This window comes from bacterium SCSIO 12696 (genome assembly GCA_024397955.1).
Taxonomy (GTDB): Bacteria; Pseudomonadota; Gammaproteobacteria; order Pseudomonadales; family Porticoccaceae; genus SCSIO-12696.
In genome coordinates this window covers 1,090,006-1,111,991 of record CP073744.1, presented here as the reverse complement: position 1 = coordinate 1,111,991, position 21,986 = coordinate 1,090,006, and the positions used below count along the sequence as shown (strand labels likewise).

Genomic DNA, 21,986 nt, shown 5'->3' with positions numbered 1-21,986 from the left:
ATTAAGGAGTTATTGTGAGCGACCAACAACACGACAGCTTACTGAACGCTGTATCTGCAGCCAGCGAGCGCTGGAAATCCGCTTTTAACAGTGGCGATGCCGCTGGCTGTGCGGCTCAGTATGAAGCGGACGCAATTATGCATGCGCGCCCATTTGGTACCTTTACGGGTACTGAGCAAATACAGGCATTTTGGGAAAATCTGATTTCTCAGGGCTTCTCCGATGTTGAATATGTTGAGCCTAAAATGGACGTGGTAGATGCCAATAGTGTTCTGCTCACGTCCGGTTGGAAAATGAATAACGCTTCCGGTGTGATTCACAAAGAGTTGTGGGTTTTACAAGCGGCTGGCACAGCCAAACTTCGCGAGGATGATTTCGAAGCTCAGGGGTAATCTAACTCTTGCGCTGATCACTGTGATTAGCCATGCCAAGGACGGCGCAAATTAATTGTTTTGCTTGCTCAGGGTAAGGAGTGTTTTGTTGCGCTAAAGAGGGTATTACAGCCGCAGCTCCTTGCCTCTTCCTCAAAATCAGCCCACAATAACTGTAATTACATACAGTTATTGCCATGCGCAAAATTATCCATATTGATTGCGATTGCTTCTACGCTGCTGTCGAAATGCGTGACGACCCTTCATTGCGAGATGTGCCCATTGCTGTTGGTGGTGAAGCGGACCGGCGCGGAGTGATCGCAACGTGCAATTATCCTGCTCGCGAATACGGTGTGCGCTCTGCGATGGCCTCTGCTCATGCTCGCCGCTTATGCCCTGGGTTGATCCTCATCCCACCGCGTATGGACAAATATCGGGAAGCGGCCCAGCAAATTCGCAAACTATTTTTTTCTTACACTGAGCTTGTGGAGCCACTGTCGTTGGACGAAGCTTTCCTCGATGTGTCCGATTGTCAGAATTGCCAGGGCAGTGCCACATTAATTGCTAAACAAATTCGCCAGCGTATAGCTGATGAGGTGGGGGTGACCGCATCTGCAGGCGCCGCGGCCAATAAATTCCTGGCTAAGGTGGCCAGCGATTGGCACAAGCCCAATGGTCAAAAAGTTATTATTCCCACAGAGGTTCCAGATTTTTTGCGCCGGTTACCGGTGAATAAAATTTTTGGGGTGGGGAAGGTGACAGCAGCCAAACTGGATAGAATGGGCATTGCCACCTGTGGTGATTTGCAACGGCATAGTTTGCCCTCGTTGGTGGAATCGTTCGGGGTGTTTGGCCAACGCCTTTACCAGTTGAGCCGGGGGCAGGATGAACGCCCGGTAAAACCTCATCGCCGCCGTAAATCACTCAGCGTTGAGCACACCTATACCAATGATTTGCCCGACGTGGACAGTTGTGTCAATAAACTGCCGGAGCTGTTGGTTGAATTTAAGGGCAGGCTGTGCCGGGTAGACGACAGTTACAAGGTGGTTCGGCAGTTCATCAAGTTGAAGTTTAACGACTTTACTATTACCACACTGGAACGCAGCAATGATCCCGCGCTGACTATGGACAGTTTTGCGGTATTAGTAAGGGAGGCTTTTGTGCGTGGCAACCGCCCAGTGCGACTGATAGGAATTGGAGTACGCTTTGTGGATCTACAGCCGCACAGGGACTTTACCCAATTGGACTTGCCGTTTGACCAGTAAGTCTACTAGATAGACTTCAAAAACCAGGAAAATTTGTTGCGCCACCAAATGACCAGAGCTGGGGTTGAAGAGCCGATGCCCGCGTCCTTTAATCTGGGGTGGTTTTTGACTATGGCACTGAGAATGGATTCTTGCTCAGATTTTGTATCCACAAAAAACACATGCTGCCCGTTTTTAAGTTGTTTTTGGAAGCGTTTGAATTGCTTGTGAGGTTCTTGAATACCAAATAGCCCGCCTTCCCAAGTACAAAAACCCAGTACGATGATAGCCAGGAAGATAAAGGGAACCCAGGTGGCTTTTTCTGGAAGATTTGACGCATGAGCCAATAAAAGAACCACCGCGGCGGCTAAAAGGCCAATAATGGCACCAATAATGGTGCCGTTTACGACGTCTTTGCGCAGCACGGCCTCTACTTCATTAAGGTGCTCGTGCTTTGCAACATCCGCATCATTCAGGCTTAAAACATGAATCTGTGGTGTGGTAAAACCCTGGGATTCGAGTTCCTTCTCCACATTTTCCAGATCGTCCAGATCACTGCTAACGTAATAGTGTCTTTTCATTGTGGAACCTCACTAAGTGGTTGACTCGAAATGCTTTTTTAAGGTCAGCCAGAAAAGAAAAAGATGACTTCTTTCTCAAGTATAGCAACTGCATTTGCAATTGCTCGGCTTGGCTCTGTTATTATTCCGACCAAAACAACAGCGGAAAATTCTATGAAACGGGCAATTTTGTGTGTTCTATTGTGTGTATTTTCTTTGTCTGCCTATTGCGCCAACGATCGCGGACTGTTCTGGCAGCTGAAATCCGAGGGGGCTACGGTTTATCTTTTTGGTTCTATCCACTTGGCAGATAAGGGTTTTTATCCGTTGCGCTCGGAAGTGGAAGAGGCCTTTGCAACAGCAGACACTCTGGCGGTTGAAGCAGATATTCTCAATGCAGATCCGGTCATGGAACAGCAATTGATGTTTCAGTACGGTATGTATCCGGCAGGCCAGAAATTAAATGATCACATATCAGAACAAGCGTTCAATCAACTCAAGTCTGCGCTTATTGAACACCAGCTGCCACTGCCAGAAGCTATGTTTTCGCGCATGCGTCCCGGCATGTTAATGGTCACCTTGGGTTATATGGCTGCCATGAAAACCGGTCTGGACGTTCAGTACGGCCTTGATTTGCACTTTCTGAAACAAGCGGGCAAAGACGGTAAACAAATCGTCGAGCTGGAAGGTTCGAAAAAGCTGATGAAAATGCTTGGCGAAATAGGCCCTGCTGAGTTCATTATTGAAGAGACGTTGAAACAACTGGGTGAAACCGTAGAGTTGATGCAACCATTGGTGGAAGCTTGGAAAAGTGGCGATGAAAAAACCATGGTTCAACTGGCGATTGAAACCATGGATAGTGGCTCACCAGAGTCTGATGCGCTGGTGGAAACCTTTCTCTACTCCCGAAACCGCGGTATGGCGGATAAGGTGAAAGGCTTTATAAAGCAAGGCGGAACTTATTTTGTGGTGGCCGGGTCTGCTCACTTTGTGGGTGATAAGGGCGTTCCAGCGCTATTGAGGGAGGCCGGCTTTAAGGTGAAGCGATTGTGACTTCGCTTTAGCCGTTACTTGCTGCTAACAGCTTCTTCTTGAGTTTTTGACTAAATGGGCGATCGCCAAACCAGATCATCAGGTAGGCTTCGCCCAGTTGTTGAGACTGGCTGCTTGAAATTAATTCGCCATTTTTGTGCAGCATCAAGCCGCTTTTCTGTGAATAACAGATATCGTAACGATCACCTTTGGACATCGCCTGATAGTTGTCGTTGAAACGCTTTAGCTCAGCTTCAATAGCGTTAAAAGTCTGGCTGTCCAGGTTGCGCTTCAGCAGTTTTCGAGCGGAACTTTGAAAATCTTTAGCACTGAAATCCCGTCGGTAAACAATAGACAGCTGGGCAGGTTGGTCCAAGCGTTCTTGTGTGCGATCACATTCTTGCAAGTAGAGAGCCGCTTCGCCCACATTGAACATGGCCATGACTCTGATGTCGGCGCGATTACACAGCTGCAGTTTCTGCTCTTCAACCATCACATGGTCAGTGAATTTATTGATACTGGTAGTGGCGGCAGCGACGCTGGAAATCATGGCTGCCACTAGAATTAGAAATAATTTCATAACTGTTCTCTCAGCAGTTTGGTGGCGCCGCCCAGATAAGGAAGGTGTTGATAAAAGCCATCCACCCCGTCCCAGAAATCCTGATGGACGATAACCTTGCCGTTGGGGTTAAAACGAAGATGAGTAACCCCTGCGGATTCACTGTTGATGACTTTGCCTTTGACAGACAAGCTAATAGTCATTGTCCAGCGTAGATACACTTCGTTACCACTGCGAGCGACGTCATCAACAACCACTTCTGAAGTGATCAGGTTATTCGCGGTATGCACTAAGTAGTCGCGCAGCTCGTTGCGATGTTCAAAGGTATTGAATGTGTCGTTGAAATACAATGATTCCGCATAAAGGCTGTTGATGGATTCATTGAGCTCTTTTGATTTGAGGTCACCATAGACGCTGGCAAAGCGTTGTATGTCTTCATCGCTTGCCAGTGTTCCGGGGTACCTTGCCAACGCGTTTTGGTAATTCTGGCTATTGAACGAGTTTGGTGGCGTTTCAACGCTGGTGTACATCCAGATAATTCCAGCTAAGCAGATGCTGACCAGCAAGGTACAGAGTACAGAATAAATTTTGAGCGCTCGATTCATGAGCGCCATTACACAAAAAAAATTGTGAAAAACCTGTGAAATCAACTTCACAGGTTTTTCACAGAACCGCTACTAGATTAGCCCCATCCACAGGGGGCTGTATGAAAGCAATCAAATCCTGGTTCGACAATCAACAAAATAGCGATTCGCTGAATACCTTGGCTGAGTCAGGGAATGACCGACAAGTAGATTGGGTGCGCATTATCCCCTTTATCCTTTTACACCTGGCCTGTTTAGGGGTGTTTTTTGTGGGATTTTCGTGGATTGCTTTGGGCGTGGCAGCTGCACTCTACATTGCCAGAATGTTTGCCATTACTGCGTTTTACCACCGCTACTTTTCTCACAAAACTTTTCATACTAGCCGGATGGTGCAGTTTCTGTTTGCCTTGTTAGGGGCCAGTGCCACTCAGCGTGGCCCATTGTGGTGGGCGGCTCATCATCGCAATCACCACCGTTGTTCTGATCGGGAAGGCGATGCCCACTCTCCCAAAGATGGTTTTTGGTGGAGTCACATGGGTTGGTTTTTGTCTCACCGTCACTTTCAGGCGGATTACTCGTTGATTTCGGATTTCCAGCGCTTCCCCGAGTTGCGTTGGTTGGATCGTCACGACTTGGCAGTACCGGTACTGTTGGCAGTATTCCTCTATGGACTGGGTGCTTTACTGGAAGCCGTGGCCCCACAACTGAATACCACTGGCCCGCAAATGCTGGTGTGGGGGTATTTTGTGTCTACCGTGGTGCTGATTCACGCCAGCTTGTGCATCAATTCCCTCGCGCACCGTTTTGGCTCGGTTCGTTACGGTACGCCAGATGAGAGTCGCAATAACTTCTGGCTGGCGTTTATGACTTTGGGAGAGGGCTGGCATAACAATCACCATTATTACCCGGCTTCAGCTCGCCAGGGCTTTTACTGGTGGGAAATTGATATGAGCTATTACTTGCTCAAGGGCATGGAGCGTATGGGACTGATCTGGAACCTGCGTACCATTCCACTAAAACGGCGGGACAGTAATCATTTGGCGAAAGATGCTATTCAGAATACCGCGGAGCAGCAAGGATGAATTCGCCACACGTGAACCCTCAGCCTACAAGGATTGCCGTTGTGGGCAGTGGTATATCCGGTTTGGCTTGTGCCTATTACCTGGATAAGAGTCTTGATAAAAACCTTGATAACAGTCCAGGCAAAAACCACCAGGTAACGCTGTTTGAGAGCAGTAACTACCCCGGTGGCCACGTAGACACTCACGATATCGATGTGGCGGGAAAATTTTGGCGCATCGACAGCGGTTTTATCGTTTTCAACGAAGAAAACTACCCAAATTTTTGCCGCTTGCTGACAGACCTGGGTGTGGCCAGCCAGCGTACCACCATGAGTTTTAGTGTCTCTGACCCGATATCCGGGTTGGAGTACAACGCCACCAATTTGGATAAGCTATTTTGCCAGCGCAAAAATATTTTTAGTCCAACATTCCATCGAATGATCAAAGATCTATTGCGCTTTTACCGGCAGGCACCGTCACTGCTGGACGATGACACCAATGATCAGACTCTGGGCGATTACTTGCGTGAAAATCGCTACAGCCCCATTTTTATTGAAAAGCATTTGATCCCAATGGCTTGTGCGCTTTGGTCGGGGCCCAGTGCCAGCATTGAGCAGTTTCCTGCACGCTACTTTGTCCAGTTTATGCACAACCACCACATGCTCACGCTGAATAAAAGGCCCCAGTGGCGGGTGGTCAAGGATGGTTCCAGCAGTTATGTGGATGCTTTACTGCAAAAATTCAGTGGTGAACTTCATGTCAATGCTCCGGTGGAACGGATACAGCGCAGTGAAGATGGGGTTAGTTTGCAAATCAATGGCGAGCAACAGCACTTTGATCAAGTGGTCATAGCCTGCCATTCGGATCAAGCTCTGGCCTTGTTGGCAGATGCCAGCACTACCGAGCAGCAGGTTCTAGGCAGTATTGCCTATCAAAACAATCACATGCTGCTGCACAGCGATACCTCGGTACTTCCACGCCACCTCAAAGCCTGGGCCTGTTGGAACGTGCGCTTAGGAGCCGACCTGTCTAACCAATGCACAGTCAGCTACCACATGAATCAGCTACAAGGGCTGGGCAGTGCTGGGTTGCAAACCGACAATGGCACACCGGATTTTATCGTTTCTCTCAATTGCGAACATCTGATCGACCCTGAAAAAGTCTACGCTGAACGCCATTACAGCCACCCGGTGTACAACGCTGCTACCCTGGCTGCGCAGCATCGCTGGTCGCAGATATCCGGCCATAACCGAACCCATTACTGCGGTGCCTATTGGGGCTGGGGTTTTCACGAGGATGGGGTACGCAGTGCCCTGCGAGTGGTGGATCACATTGAAGGTAACCTGGTGAATGCTCATGTTACCTGATGGCATCTACAAAGGTTGGGTACAGCACAGCCGCCACCGTCCCAGACCTCATCGGTTTCGCTACCCGATGGCGATGGTGCTGCTAGACCTGGATCAGCTACAAAAGACTTTTTCCAAAAGTCGCTGGTGGTCGTTGGAGCGTTTTAATGCCATTGGCTTCTACCGTAAAGACTATTTGGCCGCACCGGAAGCCAATCTCAAAGAAGCGGTGATTAATGCCATCTTTCGCGATTGTGGTGACCGCTTTGAAGGTACGGTAAAAATCCTTACCCAGCCGCGCTACTTTGGCATTGTGTTCAACCCGGTTACCTATTACTTCTGCTACAACCCCGATAATCAGCTGAGCTACATCGTTACGGAAATCAACAATACTCCCTGGAACGAACGCCACAGTTATGTTTTGCCGGTTGTCGATGGCTGCACTCGCTTCGAGTTTGATAAGGAGTTTCACGTATCACCGTTTATGCCTATGGATTTGCAGTACCACTGGCGGTTTACGTTGCGCGCTAAAAAAGCGCATGTGCATATGACACTTCTCAAAGACGGCCTGCGTCAGTTTGACGCGGTAATGTCGACAAAACAGCAACCGCTGACAAGCAGATCCATGGCGTTCTTGCCTATCCATTACCCGATGCAAACCCTGTTGGTGGTGTTGCGAATTTATTGGCAAGCACTGCGCTTATGGCTGAAGCGCATTCCCTTTTTTGATCACCCAAATACTCATTCCTCTTCTTTACCTAAAGTCCCTTTACCTGAAATAACGGGAGACAAGTCATGACTACTCAGGTAACCGCGCTTGCGGCAAAAAATCGTTTTTTAAAAAGCCCTGAAAAGACGCAGCGCAAAAGTACGTTATTCGAAAAGTTGTTTGTGAATCGACTTGGCCCCTTAAAAAATGGTGCCATTCACCTGGCGGCACCCGGAGGTCATTACCTGTTGGGAGATGGCCAGGCAGATTTGCAGGTGCAAATGCATGTTAACGACAGTGCCTTTTTTCAAAGTGTGGCAACCGGCGGCAGTGTGGGCGCTGCAGAATCTTATATGGCCGGTGAGTGGCATTGCTCTGACTTAACGGCCTTGGTGCGCATTCTGGTGCGCAACCAGGATTTGCTGGATGGCATGGAAGGCGGGGTAGCAACCGTTGCCGGGTGGCTGTTGAAAACGGTTCATCAATTCCATAAAAACAATCGCAGTGGCAGTCGGCGCAATATTGCTGCCCACTACGATATTGGCAACGATTTATTTGAGTTGTTTTTGGACAAAGAGTGGATGATGTATTCCTCCGCTTTGTACCGTACGGGTGATGAGTCACTGGCCCAGGCTCAGGAATTAAAGTTAGCCAGGTTGTGCGACAAGCTGGATTTAAAGCCTTCCGATCATTTGTTGGAGATTGGTACCGGTTGGGGTGGCGCTGCTATCTTTGCTGCGCAGAATTACGGTTGCCGGGTGACCACTACAACCATATCGGAAGAGCAATATAAACTAGCGGTAGAGCGTATAGCCGGTGCGGGTTTGTCCGACAAAATCACCGTGCTGCTGGAAGATTACCGTGATCTGGACGGCCAGTACGACAAGTTGCTTTCCATCGAAATGGTGGAGGCCGTGGGCCATCAATTTCTGGACGGTTATTTCAAACAATGTCAGCAGTTGCTGAAACCGGATGGCCTGGGGGCAATTCAGGCAATCACCATTGAAGATCATCGTTACAAGCAAGCGCTGAATTCGGTGGATTTTATCAAGCGTTACATTTTCCCCGGCAGTTTTATTCCCTGCGTGAGTGTACTGACTGGCAGTGCAGCGAAGGCGGGTTTGCGGCTGACGAATTTGGAGGATATTGGCCCCAGCTACGCACTGACATTGCAGGACTGGCGTGAGCGTTTTATGGACCAGCTGGATCAGGTGCGTGAGCTGGGTTATTCGGAGGCGTTTATCCGTATGTGGGAGTTCTATCTGTGTTATTGCGAGGGCGGTTTCCGTGAGCGCAGTATCAGTGATGTGCACTTGTTGTTTGCTGCCAGTGAGAATCGTCGTGAGCAGTGGATTCCAGGTGGAGAGTGAGATGGTGCGGGTAACGGTTTCAAAGACACGCCGTAAACCCTTCCATGGGGGCTCGAGGCCAGCGTCCGTGCTGGCCACGGTCTTTGAAACCGTTACCCAAACCATCAACAAGAGTGTGGTGGTTTTATGATTAACTTTATTGCCTTTCAAATCGTTTGGTTCAGCTGTGTACTGGGTGCCAGTTGGGGCAATACCTGGTTGCCGGTTCTGGCGACGTTGGCTTTTGTGCTGCTTCATTTTTCCATATCACCGGTGCGTCGTGCAGACGCGCAATTGTTGGCACTTGCCATTCCCATCGGCATTTTCCTGGCTACCTTGTGGTCATTACTGGGTATTTTGCAATATTCAAATCAACCACTGTTTCCGGTGGCCCCTCTGTGGATTGTCTGTCTGTGGGTGGCGTTTGCGCTGACCTTGAATCATTCCCTGTCATGGATGCAGCGCAATTTGTATCTGGCCGGGTTATTGGCGGCTGTTGGCAGTCCGCTGTCTTATTACGGCGCGCAAAAGTTGGGCGCGGTAGTGTGGCTGGATAGCACAGGTGTTATTGCCGCTACATCACTGAGTTGGTTGTTGGTGGTGCCGTTGCTACTGAGAAAAGCGGCCAAGTGGTCGCAGGAGGGGCGTCATGCCTTGGCCTGATTTTGCAGTTGAAAGCTTACCAGTTGAGACCCTGTTGGCCGCCAGTGTTGCTATGGCACTTGCCTGGTTGTGGCAAGTGCGCAGCAATAATGCAGGTATTGTCGATGCGGTATGGGCACTGGGTATTTCCGTGTCTGCGTTTTACTACGGTTTTACCGGTGGTGGTAGTGAGTGGTTGCGCTGGACAGTGGCACTGCTCATGGGTTGTTGGTATTTGCGCCTGGGGGTTTATCTGACCCATCGGGTATTTACCGAGCCGGAAGATGGCCGCTATCAATATCTGCGCCAGTACTGGGGAAAACGAGTTAATCCGTATCACTTTTTATTTTTTCAGTTTCAGGCATTGTTGATTTGGTGCTTTAGCCTGCCCGCCTGGTTGATCGCCAATGGTGAAGTGGCTGCAGCTGGCACTCAACACATTACGGCTGTGATATTGGCGCTGGTGGCTTTTGCGGGCGTCACTATGTCGGATAAGCAGCTGGCGCAATTCCGTAGTCAAGCAGCCAATAAAGGCAAGGTGTGTGAAGTTGGTCTTTGGAATTATTCCCGTCACCCCAACTATTTTTTTGAATGGCTGCATTGGTTCAGTTATCCGTTGCTCGCCATTGGTATTGTCGGTGGCGAATGGCTGTGGCTGGCGCCGGTGTTGATGCTGCTGTTCTTGATTTTTATTACTGGTATTCCCTACACCGAACAACAGGCTATCCGCTCTCGCGGTGATGCCTATCTGCGCTATCGGGAGACTACCAGCGCATTTGTCCCGTGGAAAAAGAATTTGCAAAAAATTGTGGAGAGCAACTGATGAAAATGATTGATCTGGCAGAAAAAAAATTGGTACCGGATTCCGCTATCCGTATGGGTATTCGTAAGCTGCTGAAGCAACGTTTACAGGATGAGTTTGCCAATAACCCGGAGCTGGCCAGCGCCCAGAAAAGTGAGCTGATTAACCAGTTGCGCAACAGCCCCATTGCGATCGAAACCGATGCCGCCAATGAACAGCACTACGAAGTACCTGCGAAATTCTACCAACTGGCGCTTGGGCAGCACTTGAAGTACAGCAGTTGCTGGTGGAATAACAATACTCGCACCTTGGAAGATGCTGAACAGTTGATGCTGGAGCTGTACTTACAGCGTGGCCAATTTGAGGATGGGCAGGATATCCTCGAGTTAGGGTGTGGTTGGGGTTCACTCACTCTGTTTATGGCGGAAAAACTGCCTAATTCACGGATTACTGCAGTCTCCAACTCCAATTCCCAGCGTGAGTATATTCAGGCACAAGCCAAGCAGCGTGGTATCGATAATATTCAGGTGATTACACAGGACGTCAACCAGTTGGAACTGGATCAACAGTTCGACCGCATTGTGTCCATTGAAATGTTTGAGCATGTGCGCAACTACCAAAAACTACTTACCAAGGTGAGTAGCTGGTTGCGTCAGGATGGCAAATTGTTTGTGCATATTTTTTGTCACCGCTCTGTGTTGTATCCCTTTGAAACCGAAGGGGACGATAACTGGATGGGGCGTTATTTTTTCACCGGTGGATTGATGCCATCCGCTGACACATTGCTTTACTTTCAGGATCATCTCACCATTGAAGATCAATGGTTGGTGAATGGCAGTCACTATCAAAAAACATCGGAAGCCTGGCTCGACAATATGGATCGTCACCGCAAGGAGATCACTGAGCTGTTCGAGCAGACTTACGGTGAGGGGCAGGGGGCTATCTGGACTCAGCGCTGGCGGATGTTTTTTATGGCCTGTGCAGAGTTGTTTGGCTACCAGTCAGGGAATGAATGGATGGTGACTCACTATTTGTTTAACAAAAAGCTACACTGAGCCGGTTGATGGGTGTTTAGGACGGCAGATGCCAAAAACAAGAAAAAATCTCCATTCCAAAATGACCAAGGTCTTCCTATTGCAGGTGGGCCTGATCAGCTTGGTGGCCGCAGCGGGGGTATTTGCTGCAAGGGAAATGATTGAAAGTGTGTTGATGCGCAAAGCCCTGGAGGGTGAGGCGGAATATTTTTGGCAACACCGAGAGCAAAATCCCGATCTGGCAATGCCCAATACCCTCAACTTGAGGGGATTTCTGGCTCACAACGGCGATGCCAGCACCGTTCCATTACCATTGCGTGAATTACGTCCTGGGTTACAGCGGGTTCATTTTGATGGCAGCAAGCCCATTATTTATGTGGAGGATAAAGCCACTGCCTCCGGCGCTGACCGTCTTTATCTAATCTTTGATGAAGAGAGTGTGTCTCTGCTGACCTTGGTGTTTGGCATATTGCCGTTAACCGCCGTGTTGGTCATTTTGTATATCTTTGCCTGGCTTGCTTATCGCCAGTCCCACCGGGCCATTTCCCCTATCGTTAAATTGGCCAAAGTAGTGGAAGAAGCAGAGCCCAAAGAAGGCCAGTGGCTGGCGTTGAATTTGGACGAATTGCGACATGCTCGGGATTTGGAAGTGTCCACCCTGGTGCGTGCTCTCGACCACTTTACCGAGCGCCTTGGGGAATTTATCGAGCGGGAACGCAACTTTACCCGCGATGCCAGCCATGAGCTGCGTACTCCCATTGCTGTTTTGCGCAGCTCTCTGGAATTGCTGGAGCGTAAACAAAAAGATTTTGGCGACGCTACTGTGACACGTATGTATCGAACGTTGTTTGATATGGAAGCATTGATCGAAACCCTGTTGCTGCTGGCCAGAGAAGAAAGCAATCAGCTGCCTTCCGACAAAGTTGTGATCAATGATCTGGTGAAAGATGAACTGGGTGCACTGGGCACGGTCTTTCACGATAAGGCCATTGAAATCAGTGTGGTGGATAAAGAACTGCTTAATGTAGATGCACCGACACCGGTGGCCAAAATTTTGATCAATAATCTGCTGCGCAATGCCTACAACTACACTCCGGAAGGGAAGATAGAAGTGGTGTTGGAAGCCCATTGCCTGCTGGTAAAAGATAGCGGCCCCGGTATGGATGCTGCCACCTTGGAAAGGCTGGGAACGCCATTTCATCGAGGCGGTACGGAAGGGGAGCTGGGTGGTCACGGTTTGGGTATGGCCATTGTCAAACGTCTGTGTAATCGCTATGGCTGGACACTAAAACTGGATAGTGAATTGGGTAAGGGGACGGAAGTCAGAGTCTGTTTTAGCACTGGTGATGGCGGCCTGGTATGAGTGATAGTTTGGTGATCGGAGCAGGCAGTGGTATCGCCAAGGCGATCATCGACCAGCTTTTGGCTGTTGAACCAAATGCAGCTGTCTATGGTGTTTGCCGAAATCCCGGTTTCTCGAAGCATCCAAATCTTCACTTGATGTCCTGCGATTACAGTGAGGCTGAGATTGAGTCTGTTATACAGCAGTTAGAGAATGGCCCTGTTATTCGCCGAGTATTTATCTGCAACGGTGTTCTTCATAACTCAACGACTATGCCTGAGAAGCGCCTGGAAGAGCTTTCGGGTAACTATTTTCTGGATATTTTAAACAGCAATACGTTAGTGCCGTTGCTGTGGTTGAAGCACTTACTGCCACTGCTCAATCACGGCCGTACCTGTACGGTCACACTATTCAGTGCCCGTGTGGGCAGCATTGGTGATAACCGCCTGGGTGGCTGGTACAGTTATCGTGCTTCCAAAGCAGCCCTGAATATGGCGGTGAAAACCGCTGCAGTTGAGTACGCGCGCCGGGCTAAACAGGTCAAGTTGATGCTGTTTCATCCGGGTACGACAGATACTCCTCTTTCGACGCCCTTTCAAGCGAATGTGCCGGACGGCAAATTATTTTCGCCGCAATTTGTCGCTCAGCAATTACTGTCTATCGTTGATCACCTGGAGCCAGATGGGCAACTGAGTTATCTGGATTGGCAGGGCAAAACCATTCCCTGGTAGGAGGCGCCGTGAAAAAAATCAAAATCACTCAGCTGTTGCGGCAGGAGTCTGTTGAAGAACTGTTACTGTACTCGCTGGATGGGGCGCTTTACGTGGTGCAGGCCAAGGTCAATGGCCGCTATCACAGCTTATGTACCGCAACCGGCAAAGAGTACAGTCGACGCTCCATTGAGGACATCAAAAACGACTTTTCCGGCATTCATGTAGAGGCCATGTGGTTGATTCAGCAAAGTGCCTACGATGAAATGGTAGGGCAGCCGGTGAAGACAATGGGCAATGGCTTACGAGTTCCATTATCGCCAAAGCCAGTGGGCGAGGGCTGTGACGGTAGCGACTGAATTTATTGGCTATCGTCGCACAACTTAAAACCGACACCGGGAATGGTGTGCAGTAGTTGCTGATCAAAGGGTTTATCGATCACTTTGCGCAGTGTGTACAGATGGCTGCGCAGTGCATCGCTGTCTGGTGCGTCATCCCCCCAAATTTCCATTTCAATTTGTTCCCGGCTCACCACTTTCGGTGATTCGCGCATCAGCAGGCGCAGAATTTTTAGCCCGGTGGGAGACAATTTAAGGTTCTGACCCGAGCGGCTTACCTGCATGGTTTGGATGTCAAAAGTCAGCTCGCCGATGCGCAAGGTGCTGTTTTCCAGTTCTCCGCGCTGGCGGCGAATAAGGGCATGAATACGCGCTTCCAACTCTTTTAACTCAAATGGCTTTACCAGGTAATCGTCGGCGCCGCGACCAAAGCCAGTGAGTTTATCATCCAGGGTATCCCGTGCGGTGAGCATAATTATCGGCATGCCCAGCCCCAGTTGATTGCGCATCCGGTGGCAGACTTCGTAGCCGTCGATGCCGGGCAGCATAATATCCAGAACCACGGCGTCGTAGTGATTGTTGGCTGCCAATTGCACCGCCAGTGGGCCATTGGCGGCAAAGTCCACGGTAAAACCACCGGCCTCAAGAAAGTCGCCAATATTGGCGGCCAGGTCGCTGTGGTCTTCGACGATCAGAATGGTGGTTGTCATGGGGAAATCGCTTTTTTTTGAAAAAGCATACTGGGGAATAGCGCGAAGTGCTACTACATCGTAATCCGGGTAAAGCGCAGCGAAACCCAGGTTCCGCTGCGCTTTACCCGGGCTACAGTCAGAGCTTGGCGATTTCTGTCTTCTGCTGCTCCAACTTGCCAATAGCGGTTTGCATATCTGCCATTTTGGCACGTTCTTTTTCCACCACTTCCACCGGGGCTTTGTCGACGAATTTGGGGTTGTTTAGCTTGCCTTCCACACGGGCGAAGTCTTTGCTGATTTTGTCGATCTCTTTTTGCAGGCGAGCCAGTTCCGCGTCTTTGTCGATCAGGCCAGCCATGGGTACCAAAATTTCCAGTTCTCCGGCCAGGGCGGTGGCAGAAAGAGGTTTTTCGTCACCGTCGTTAAGCCAGGTGATGGATTCCAGGCTAGCCAGTTTCAATAGGAATTGACGGTTGCTATCCAACCGTTTCAGGTCGGCGTCGCTGCCATTGGAAAAATACACGGATAGCTGTTTGGCTGGCGGGATATTCATTTCACCGCGAATGGTGCGCACACCCATAATCACTTGCTTTAGCCACTCGATATCGGCCTCTGCGTCGGAGTCCCGCTTGTTGTCCACAGCTTTAGGGTAGGGCTGTAACATAATGGTGTCGCCCTGTTTACCCGCTAGCTCTTTAATGGCCTGCCAGATTTCTTCGGTGAGGTAAGGCATCAGCGGGTGCATCAGGCGCATAATGGTTTCCAGCACACGAACCAGGGTACGGCGGGTACCGCGTTTGGCTTCAGGTGATGCATTTTCATCCCAAAGAACGGGCTTGGATAGTTCCAAATACCAATCGCAGTATTCATTCCAGATAAAGTCGTAGAGCGTCTGGCTGGCCAGGTCGAAACGGTACTGGTCGAAGTGGCGGGTTACTTCCGCTTCAACGGTTTGCAGTTTGCTGGCAATCCAGCGGTCTGCCAGCGACAGTTCAACTGCTTCGCACTTTCCATCTATAGAAAGTTGCCCGCAATCTTGTCCTTCAGCGTTCATCAACACATAGCGGGACGCATTCCAGATTTTGTTGGCAAAGTTGCGGTAGCCTTCCAGGCGCTTCATGTCCCAGTTGATATCACGGCCGGTGGAAGCCAGTGCTGCTAATGTAAAACGCAGGGCGTCGGTGCCATGGGCGGCAATGCCTTCCGGGAATTCTTTTTCGGTGCGTTTTTTGATCTTTTCCGCCAGCTGCGGCTGCATCATATTACCGGTGCGCTTGGCCACCAGATCGTCCAGGCTTATGCCGTCAATCATATCCAGCGGGTCAATCACATTGCCTTTGGATTTGGACATCTTCTGGCCATGGTCATCGCGAATCAATCCGGTGACATACACGGTTTTGAACGGCACCTGCGGGTTGCCATCGTCGTCTTTCATAAAGTGCATGGTCATCATTACCATGCGTGCCACCCAGAAAAAGATAATGTCGAACCCGGTTACCAGCACATCGGTGGGGTGGAAAGCTTTCAGGCGTTCAAGGGTTTCTTCATCATCGGCAGGCCAGCCCAGGGTGCCGAACGTCCACAAGGCGGAACTGAACCAGGTGTCCAGTACATCGTCGTCCTGTTGCAGCGGGGTATCATCCAGGTTGTGTTTGGTGCGTACCTCGGCTTCGTCGCGGCCTACGTAGACATTGCCTTGCTCGTCGTACCAAGCGGGAATGCGGTGGCCCCACCACAGCTGGCGAGACACACACCAGTCCTGAATGTCGCGCATCCAGGCGAAGTACATATTTTCGTAGTTCTGGGGTACAAATTGGATGCGGCCGTCTTCCACCGCTTCGATGGCGGACTTGGCCAGGGTTTTGGCGTCCACATACCATTGGTCAGTAAGCATGGGCTCGATCACCACGCCGCCACGATCACCGTAAGGCACGGTCATGGCGTTTTCTTCAATGGCTTCCAGCAAGCCCAAGGCTTCGAAATCCGCAACAATTTCCCGGCGAGCGGCAAAGCGCTCCATGCCTTGGTACTTTTCTGGCAGGGTGGGGTCGAGAGCATCGTTTACGCTGCCATCGGAATTAAAGCACTGGGCGCTATCGCGAATATCGCCGTTAAACGTGAGCACATTGATCATGGGCAGGCTGTGGCGCTTGCCCACCTCGTTATCGTTGAAGTCGTGGGCCGGAGTGATCTTCACACAGCCAGTGCCTTTCTCCATATCCGCGTGTTCGTCGCCGACGATGGGAATACGGCGGTTTACCAGCGGCAGAATAATGTCTTTGCCAATCAGGTCTTTGTAGCGCGGGTCTTCCGGATTCACCGCAACGCCGGTGTCCCCCAGCATAGTTTCCGGGCGGGTGGTGGCCACTACCAGATAGTCTTTGCTATCTGCTGTGGTGGCGCCGTCGGCAAGGGCGTAGCGCAGGTGCCACATCTTGCCTTTGACTTCTTTGTTTTCCACTTCCAGATCGGAGATAGCGGTGTGCAGTTTCGGATCCCAGTTCACCAGACGCTTGCCCCGGTACAAGAGGCCGTCTTCGTAGAGGCGCACAAACACTTCCTGAACCGCTTTGGTAAAGCCGGGGTCCATGGTGAAGCGCTCAGTATCCCAATCCACGGAGTTACCCAGGCGGCGCATTTGCTGGGTGATGGTGCCGCCGGATTTTTCTTTCCACTCCCACACTTTGTCCATAAAGGCGTCGCGGCCCAGATCCAGACGGCTTTTGCCCTCGGCGGCCAGTTTGCGCTCCACCACCATCTGCGTGGCGATGCCAGCGTGGTCGGTACCCACCTGCCACAGGCTGTTTTTGCCCTGCATGCGGTGGTAACGAGTAAGGGCGTCCATAATGGTGTGCTGGAAGGCATGGCCCATGTGCAGGCTGCCGGTAACATTTGGCGGGGGAATCATTTGTGAGAACGACTCAGTTCTCTCGCCAGAGGGCGCAAAGTAGCCGTTCTGTTCCCAAGTCTGGTACCAGTTCTGTTCGATGTCGTGCGGGCGGTAATTCTTGTCCATTACAAATCCAATAGCCTGCCGACGCTTTTATTGAGCGGGCAGGGTGATAGCGGGAAAAACGGGGGATTATATCGACTTGTCGTCGGCTTTGGGAGCGTCAGTACCGTGGTTGACGACGTCAGCGGCGGGGGTGGTGAGAATGGGGATATCCAGTTCGTCCAGCAATTGGTCATTGACCATATCGGTAGCGGGGGTTTCCAGAACCGGGATGTCGGTATTTTCCTTGGGGTCTGGCGTGCCGTTCATGGCTGCTATCCTCAGATCGGGTGTTTCTTCAGGTCATGGTAGCGCAGCGGATAACCGCGTTCTTTGTAGTAGCGAAAGCTGTTGCGCTTGCTTTCGATAACGTCTTTTTGATCGTAGATAATCTCCAGCACTTTCTCAAAGCGGCCGTGCCAGGATGGGACTTGTGTCCCAAGGTTGATGAGAACGTGGTGGTGCTCGCCGGGGTCGTCTTCCCAACTGATATTGATGGCTTGATAATCTGAATTGTCGGTGGTGTGGCCGATAAAGCTGGTCTCCTGAAAAGACCATAACAAGTCATCCAGTTGTTTGCCGATGGCTTCGTCTGCGGTGTGTACCAATATTGGCAGCCTGCGAGCGCTGACCTTTTCGATCAGTCGGCAGGTGTACTGCAGAGCGTCTTCCAGAGGTTGGCAGGTGTTGTAAAACTGGACGTCGGTCATTGGCTAGGGTAGGTCTCTACGTTGCGGTGAAATACTATTAATGGCCATTCCCGTCTATGGGGAATGGCCATATGTTCATCACTTAGTGCTATTTGGCCAGTTTGGTCAAGTATTCCACTAACATAGGTACCGGCCGGCCGGTAGCTCCTTTGGCAGCGCCGGATCGCCAGAAGGTACCGGCGATATCCAGGTGGGCCCATTTGTACTTTTTGGTAAAGCGTCCCAAGAAGCAGGCAGCAGTAATGGAACCCGCATCACGCCCGGAACCAATATTGGGGATGTCGGCAAAGTTAGATTTCAGCTGCTGGTTGTATTCTTCCCATAAAGGCATTTGCCAGGCTCGATCGGTGGAGTCGATGCCCGCCTGCAACAGACTTTGCGCAAGACCTTCGTCATTGGCGTAAACCGCAGATGCATGATGACCCAGGCCGATAATAATGGCACCGGTAAGGGTGGCAATATCGATAACTGCCTGAGGCTTGTAGCGCTCGGCGTAGGTTAAACAGTCGCAAAGCACCAGTCGCCCTTCGGCGTCGGTGTTAAGTACTTCGATGGTTTTGCCCGACATAGACGTGACGATATCCCCTGGCTTGGTGGCCTTGCCGCTGGGCATATTTTCCACTGCACCGACAATGCCCACCAGATTGATAGGCAACGCCATTTCAATGATGGACTGTAAAGTGCCAAACACTGTAGCGGCGCCACCCATGTCATACTTCATTTCATCCATGGCAGCACCGGGTTTGAGGCTGATGCCGCCGGAGTCAAAGGTAACCCCTTTGCCTACCAGAACCACCGGTTTGTCGCTTTTTTTGCCGCCTTTGTACTCCACAATCACCATTTTGCCTGGGGTGTCGGAACCAGCAGAAACAGACAATAGGGCACCCATGCCCAACTCTTTCATCTGCTTTTCTTCCAGCACTTTACAGGTAACTTTGGCGTTACCTTTGGCCATGGCGCGACCGCGAGTGGCCATATGGGGAGGGTTGCAGGCGTTGCCCGGCAGGTCACCTAGCTCTCGCGCCAGATTGACACCACTGGCAGTCGCTGCTCCGTTGGCGAGAGCAGCTTTGATTGCGGCGCTGCTTTTGCTGCTGTGCAGTGATACCTTTTTGAGGGCTGTTTTAGGTGGCTTCCGTGATTTAAATTTAGTGAACTGATAAACCGCTTCACCGCACAGGCGAGTGATCTGCTGAGTTTTCCAGGCCATATCACGGCCAGTGACCTCTAAACTCTCTATGCATACCAGAGCGTCTTTGACTTTTAAGGCAGTAAGTCGCTTGGCGATACTGGTGGCCAGTTTTACGAATCCCTGGTCGTCCAGTGCACTTTTGCCGGTGCCGACCAGTAAAACTCGCTGTGCACTCAAACCAGTTACCAGGGGTAATAGCAGCTGCTGGCCATTTTTACCGTTGAAATCCCCACTTTTTGCCAGCGTTGTAAGAGCGCCCTCTGTGGCCTTGTCGGCGGCTTGGGCAATACCGGTTAATGGGCCCTCAGAAACCGCGATAACCAAGCAGGCGGTTTTTGCGGTTAAGGCGTCAGCGGTGCGCAGTGAGAATTCCATGGTGTCTCCCAGAACAAATGGTTAAACTTGCGCGCTAGTCTATTCCAATTTGTTTAGCTCTACCAACGGCACCGAGAAAAACCAGAACGTGATTATTTTTCGTTATCTGTTACGTCAATTGCTCGGCAGCACAGTGGCTGTGTGCTTCGTGCTATTGCTGGTGTTTATGAGTAGCCGGTTTGTGAAATATCTGCGTGATGCGGCTCTTGGCAAATACGACTCCGAAGTGCTGTTTGCGCTGATGGGATATCGGCTGCCAGAGTTTCTTGAGCTTTTATTGCCACTGTCGTTTTTCCTATCGATTTTGTTGGTTTATGGTCGTCTCTACCTGGACAGCGAGATGACAGTGCTTTCCTGTTGCGGTGTGAGCCGCAATCAAGTTTTGCGCTATACGATGGTCAGTTCACTGGTGGTGGCATCGGTAGTGGGCTTGATGAGTATTCACCTCACACCCAGTGGCATTGCCAAGTCCACGGCTCTGGAACGCGCTCAGCAACAGCGAGCGGAATTGGATGCCATGCCTGCCAAGCGGTTTCAAAAGCTTCAAGCTGGGAGCGGTGTTGCTTACGCTGAAGAAGTGGGCAGTGGGCAGCTGGATGACGTGTTTTATACGGAGTCAGTGGCCAATACCGAAGGTGGCAGTGGTCAGGTTTTGGTGCTTGCCAAGCGGGGCTACCAGAAACGCTCGGAAAATTTGAAAGACAACTTCCTGGTATTAGAAGACGGCTATCGCATTGAAGGTAACCCGGGAGAAGCGTTGTTCCGTATTACATACTTTACTGAGTTCGGTAAGCGGCTGGCGCAAACTAAAGATGACGATTGGCGTATTCAAAAAATGCAGAAAGAGGCGTTGAGTACCCCTGAGCTGGCCGCCTCGTCAGACCCACAATACACAGCCTTATTTCATCGCCGCCTGTCTTGGCCGGTCATGGTGCTGATACTGACCATTGCTGCGATTCCTCTGAGCAAAACCAATCCCCGTCAGGGGCGCTACATGAAACTGTTGCCAGCTATTTTGTTGTTTGTGGTGTATTGGCAAGCGGTGGATGCCGGTGCTTCTAAAGTGGCAGAGTCGGCACTCAACCCTTATGCGGGCATTTGGGGCGTACACCTGTTCTTTCTGTTGCTGGCAATGGTGATCTTTTACTGGGACAGGCTGCGGGACAAAGTCACCCGAAAACCAGCTAGGAGAGTTACCTGATGCGTCGCTTGGCAAGTTATGTGGCCAAGTCGGTTCTCGGCAGTTTATTGGGGGTGCTGGCTATTTTGGTGGGTATTGATGCGCTGTCAGCGTTCATCAATGAAACCAAAATCATCAACGATAAGTACACTTATCTGGATGCTCTGATATACACGGGTATGACACTGCCTGCGCGTATTTACGAATTTATCCCTTTTGCTTCTTTGATAGGCTGTTTGATCGGTTTGGGTGCACTGGCTGGGAATAGCGAATTGGTAATAATGCGCGCCTCGGGTGTATCGCTAATGCGCATCGTCTGGTTTGTGATGCGGCCAACCCTGGTTGTGATTTTTGTGGGTGTATTACTCGCCGAATACCTGGTGCCCTATGCGGATCAATCCGCGAATACTTACAAAGCGTTGAAACGCAGTGGCCAGGCAGAGAGTAAGTTCCGCTCTAATTTGTGGAACAAGGAAGGCAACGAGTTTATGCACTTTAATATTGTTGCTCCAGGCGGTGAGCTACTTTACGGAGTGACCCGCTACCAATTTGATGAGCAGCGTAACTTAAAGCAAGCCAGCTTTTCCGAGAGTGCGGTTTTCTATCAGGATTACTGGTTGGAAGAAAAGGTTGATATTACCTATATCGACAACAATCGCACCCGTGTAGAACAAAAACTCCAGCGTCGTTGGCAAACCGATTTGTCTCCGGAATTGCTGAACTTGATTGCTATTCCCAAGGAATCGCTGTCCATTCGCGGGCTGCGCAATTACGCCAAGTACCTGCAAAACCAAAATCAAGATGCCCAGCCGTACTGGTTAGAGTTTTGGAATAAAGCGCTGCAACCACTCAGTGTGCTGAGCTTGGTGCTAGTGGCTATTTCGTTTATTTTCGGCCCATTACGTCAGGTAACCATGGGATTTCGCATCTTTACCGGGGTAATCTTTGGTATGACCTTCTGGATCAGTCAGCAGATGCTGGGGCCGTCAAGCCTGGTGTATGAATTCCCGCCCGTGATTGCTGTGCTGGTACCGATTGCAGTGTTTATGGGAATTGGAGTGCTGTTGTTAAGGCGGGCGGCGTAAATACTGCCTCGGGCTACGGGCTACGGGCTACGGGCTACGGGCTACGGGCTACGGGCTACGGGCAGATTGAGCGAGGT

General features: G+C 50.7%; 23 protein-coding genes. 15 read left to right on the top strand and 8 right to left on the bottom strand.

What is annotated here, in order from left to right:
• Positions 1-11: 11 nt before the first annotated feature.
• A complete protein-coding gene (locus KFE80_05115) occupies positions 12-392 on the top strand; it encodes a nuclear transport factor 2 family protein (protein ID UTW46637.1) in 381 nt (126 codons plus the stop codon).
• 176 nt (positions 393-568) lie between these two features.
• Positions 569-1,636: a DNA polymerase IV gene (gene dinB, locus KFE80_05110; GenBank protein ID UTW46268.1), complete on the top strand. Its 1,068-nt coding sequence runs from the start codon at positions 569-571 to the stop codon at positions 1,634-1,636.
• 5 nt (positions 1,637-1,641) lie between these two features.
• Here dinB and KFE80_05105 read toward each other — a convergent pair whose 3' ends face one another.
• Positions 1,642-2,196 (bottom strand): NAD/FAD-utilizing enzyme, encoded by a 555-nt coding sequence (locus KFE80_05105; protein UTW46267.1) that lies wholly within the window; start codon positions 2,194-2,196, stop codon positions 1,642-1,644.
• A gap of 153 nt (positions 2,197-2,349) precedes the next feature.
• Between KFE80_05105 and KFE80_05100 the strand changes: the two genes are divergently transcribed.
• Positions 2,350-3,228, top strand: coding sequence for a TraB/GumN family protein (locus KFE80_05100; protein UTW46266.1), 879 nt, complete (start codon positions 2,350-2,352; stop codon positions 3,226-3,228).
• A 7-nt stretch (positions 3,229-3,235) separates the two neighbouring features.
• Here the strand turns inward: KFE80_05100 and KFE80_05095 are convergent, their stop codons facing one another.
• Together KFE80_05095 and KFE80_05090 are read right to left on the bottom strand one after the other, a co-directional pair.
• Positions 3,236-3,787, bottom strand: a complete 552-nt coding sequence (locus KFE80_05095; protein ID UTW46265.1) for a chalcone isomerase family protein — start codon at positions 3,785-3,787, stop codon at positions 3,236-3,238.
• Entirely contained in the window at positions 3,784-4,296 is a 513-nt protein-coding gene (locus KFE80_05090) for a nuclear transport factor 2 family protein (GenBank protein UTW46264.1), read from the bottom strand. The genes KFE80_05095 and KFE80_05090 overlap by 4 nt, the downstream gene beginning before the upstream one ends.
• Positions 4,297-4,472: 176 nt before the next feature.
• Here KFE80_05090 and KFE80_05085 point away from each other — a divergent pair, with 176 nt between their 5' ends.
• From KFE80_05085 to KFE80_05040, 10 genes are all read left to right on the top strand, one after another.
• Positions 4,473-5,432, top strand: coding sequence for an acyl-CoA desaturase (locus tag KFE80_05085; GenBank protein ID UTW46263.1), 960 nt, complete (start codon positions 4,473-4,475; stop codon positions 5,430-5,432).
• Complete coding sequence (locus tag KFE80_05080) at positions 5,429-6,778, top strand: FAD-dependent oxidoreductase (GenBank protein UTW46262.1); 1,350 nt, start codon at positions 5,429-5,431, stop codon at positions 6,776-6,778. The genes KFE80_05085 and KFE80_05080 overlap by 4 nt, the downstream gene beginning before the upstream one ends.
• Positions 6,768-7,556, top strand: a complete 789-nt coding sequence (locus KFE80_05075) for a DUF1365 domain-containing protein (protein UTW46636.1) — start codon at positions 6,768-6,770, stop codon at positions 7,554-7,556. The genes KFE80_05080 and KFE80_05075 overlap by 11 nt, the downstream gene beginning before the upstream one ends.
• Positions 7,553-8,836, top strand: coding sequence for a class I SAM-dependent methyltransferase (locus KFE80_05070; GenBank protein UTW46261.1), 1,284 nt, complete (start codon positions 7,553-7,555; stop codon positions 8,834-8,836). Before KFE80_05075 ends, KFE80_05070 begins: the two co-directional genes overlap by 4 nt.
• Positions 8,837-8,962: 126 nt before the next feature.
• Positions 8,963-9,478, top strand: a complete 516-nt coding sequence (locus KFE80_05065; protein UTW46260.1) for a DUF2878 domain-containing protein — start codon at positions 8,963-8,965, stop codon at positions 9,476-9,478.
• Between the two features lie 52 nt (positions 9,479-9,530).
• Positions 9,531-10,280, top strand: coding sequence for a DUF1295 domain-containing protein (locus KFE80_05060; protein UTW46635.1), 750 nt, complete (start codon positions 9,531-9,533; stop codon positions 10,278-10,280).
• Complete coding sequence (locus KFE80_05055; protein ID UTW46259.1) at positions 10,280-11,314, top strand: class I SAM-dependent methyltransferase; 1,035 nt, start codon at positions 10,280-10,282, stop codon at positions 11,312-11,314. The genes KFE80_05060 and KFE80_05055 overlap by 1 nt, the downstream gene beginning before the upstream one ends.
• 28 nt (positions 11,315-11,342) lie before the next feature.
• On the top strand, positions 11,343-12,656 hold the full coding sequence (locus tag KFE80_05050) for a HAMP domain-containing histidine kinase (protein ID UTW46258.1): 1,314 nt from the start codon (positions 11,343-11,345) through the stop codon (positions 12,654-12,656).
• The gene (locus tag KFE80_05045) at positions 12,653-13,366 is read left to right on the top strand and encodes an SDR family NAD(P)-dependent oxidoreductase (protein UTW46257.1); all 714 of its coding nucleotides are present in this window, start codon (positions 12,653-12,655) and stop codon (positions 13,364-13,366) included. Before KFE80_05050 ends, KFE80_05045 begins: the two co-directional genes overlap by 4 nt.
• 8 nt (positions 13,367-13,374) lie before the next feature.
• On the top strand, positions 13,375-13,704 hold the full coding sequence (locus KFE80_05040) for a hypothetical protein (GenBank protein UTW46256.1): 330 nt from the start codon (positions 13,375-13,377) through the stop codon (positions 13,702-13,704).
• 2 nt (positions 13,705-13,706) lie between these two features.
• Here KFE80_05040 and KFE80_05035 read toward each other — a convergent pair whose 3' ends face one another.
• From KFE80_05035 to KFE80_05015, 5 genes are all read right to left on the bottom strand, one after another.
• Entirely contained in the window at positions 13,707-14,393 is a 687-nt protein-coding gene (locus tag KFE80_05035) for a response regulator transcription factor (protein ID UTW46255.1), read from the bottom strand.
• A gap of 118 nt (positions 14,394-14,511) precedes the next feature.
• Positions 14,512-17,391 carry a valine--tRNA ligase gene (locus KFE80_05030; GenBank protein UTW46254.1) on the bottom strand — a complete coding sequence of 960 codons (2,880 nt, stop codon included), beginning with the start codon at positions 17,389-17,391 and terminating at the stop codon, positions 14,512-14,514.
• 66 nt (positions 17,392-17,457) lie between these two features.
• On the bottom strand, positions 17,458-17,637 hold the full coding sequence (locus tag KFE80_05025; protein ID UTW46253.1) for a hypothetical protein: 180 nt from the start codon (positions 17,635-17,637) through the stop codon (positions 17,458-17,460).
• Between the two features lie 11 nt (positions 17,638-17,648).
• On the bottom strand, positions 17,649-18,077 hold the full coding sequence (locus KFE80_05020; GenBank protein ID UTW46252.1) for a DNA polymerase III subunit chi: 429 nt from the start codon (positions 18,075-18,077) through the stop codon (positions 17,649-17,651).
• Between the two features lie 88 nt (positions 18,078-18,165).
• The gene (locus KFE80_05015; protein UTW46251.1) at positions 18,166-19,644 is read right to left on the bottom strand and encodes a leucyl aminopeptidase; all 1,479 of its coding nucleotides are present in this window, start codon (positions 19,642-19,644) and stop codon (positions 18,166-18,168) included.
• Between the two features lie 88 nt (positions 19,645-19,732).
• Here KFE80_05015 and lptF point away from each other — a divergent pair, with 88 nt between their 5' ends.
• Both lptF and lptG read left to right on the top strand, forming a co-directional pair.
• Positions 19,733-20,845, top strand: a complete 1,113-nt coding sequence (gene lptF, locus KFE80_05010; GenBank protein ID UTW46250.1) for an LPS export ABC transporter permease LptF — start codon at positions 19,733-19,735, stop codon at positions 20,843-20,845.
• Positions 20,845-21,909 carry an LPS export ABC transporter permease LptG gene (gene lptG / locus KFE80_05005; protein ID UTW46249.1) on the top strand — a complete coding sequence of 355 codons (1,065 nt, stop codon included), beginning with the start codon at positions 20,845-20,847 and terminating at the stop codon, positions 21,907-21,909. The genes lptF and lptG overlap by 1 nt, the downstream gene beginning before the upstream one ends.
• Positions 21,910-21,986: the final 77 nt, after the last annotated feature.

Bases quoted from the DNA above. Each gene is read 5' to 3' on its own strand.
- dinB (UTW46268.1), top strand. From the start codon at position 569: ATGCGCAAAATTATCCATATTGATTGCGATTGCTTCTACGCTGCTGTC.
- KFE80_05105 (UTW46267.1), bottom strand. From the start codon at position 2,196: ATGAAAAGACACTATTACGTTAGCAGTGATCTGGACGATCTGGAAAAT.
- KFE80_05100 (UTW46266.1), top strand. From the start codon at position 2,350: ATGAAACGGGCAATTTTGTGTGTTCTATTGTGTGTATTTTCTTTGTCT.
- KFE80_05095 (UTW46265.1), bottom strand. From the start codon at position 3,787: ATGAAATTATTTCTAATTCTAGTGGCAGCCATGATTTCCAGCGTCGCT.
- KFE80_05090 (UTW46264.1), bottom strand. From the start codon at position 4,296: ATGTACACCAGCGTTGAAACGCCACCAAACTCGTTCAATAGCCAGAAT.
- KFE80_05085 (UTW46263.1), top strand. From the start codon at position 4,473: ATGAAAGCAATCAAATCCTGGTTCGACAATCAACAAAATAGCGATTCG.
- KFE80_05080 (UTW46262.1), top strand. From the start codon at position 5,429: ATGAATTCGCCACACGTGAACCCTCAGCCTACAAGGATTGCCGTTGTG.
- KFE80_05075 (UTW46636.1), top strand. From the start codon at position 6,768: ATGTTACCTGATGGCATCTACAAAGGTTGGGTACAGCACAGCCGCCAC.
- KFE80_05070 (UTW46261.1), top strand. From the start codon at position 7,553: ATGACTACTCAGGTAACCGCGCTTGCGGCAAAAAATCGTTTTTTAAAA.
- KFE80_05065 (UTW46260.1), top strand. From the start codon at position 8,963: ATGATTAACTTTATTGCCTTTCAAATCGTTTGGTTCAGCTGTGTACTG.
- KFE80_05060 (UTW46635.1), top strand. From the start codon at position 9,531: ATGGCACTTGCCTGGTTGTGGCAAGTGCGCAGCAATAATGCAGGTATT.
- KFE80_05055 (UTW46259.1), top strand. From the start codon at position 10,280: ATGAAAATGATTGATCTGGCAGAAAAAAAATTGGTACCGGATTCCGCT.
- KFE80_05050 (UTW46258.1), top strand. From the start codon at position 11,343: ATGCCAAAAACAAGAAAAAATCTCCATTCCAAAATGACCAAGGTCTTC.
- KFE80_05045 (UTW46257.1), top strand. From the start codon at position 12,653: ATGAGTGATAGTTTGGTGATCGGAGCAGGCAGTGGTATCGCCAAGGCG.
- KFE80_05035 (UTW46255.1), bottom strand. From the start codon at position 14,393: ATGACAACCACCATTCTGATCGTCGAAGACCACAGCGACCTGGCCGCC.
- KFE80_05030 (UTW46254.1), bottom strand. From the start codon at position 17,391: ATGGACAAGAATTACCGCCCGCACGACATCGAACAGAACTGGTACCAG.
- KFE80_05025 (UTW46253.1), bottom strand. From the start codon at position 17,637: ATGAACGGCACGCCAGACCCCAAGGAAAATACCGACATCCCGGTTCTG.
- KFE80_05020 (UTW46252.1), bottom strand. From the start codon at position 18,077: ATGACCGACGTCCAGTTTTACAACACCTGCCAACCTCTGGAAGACGCT.
- KFE80_05015 (UTW46251.1), bottom strand. From the start codon at position 19,644: ATGGAATTCTCACTGCGCACCGCTGACGCCTTAACCGCAAAAACCGCC.
- lptG (UTW46249.1), top strand. From the start codon at position 20,845: ATGCGTCGCTTGGCAAGTTATGTGGCCAAGTCGGTTCTCGGCAGTTTA.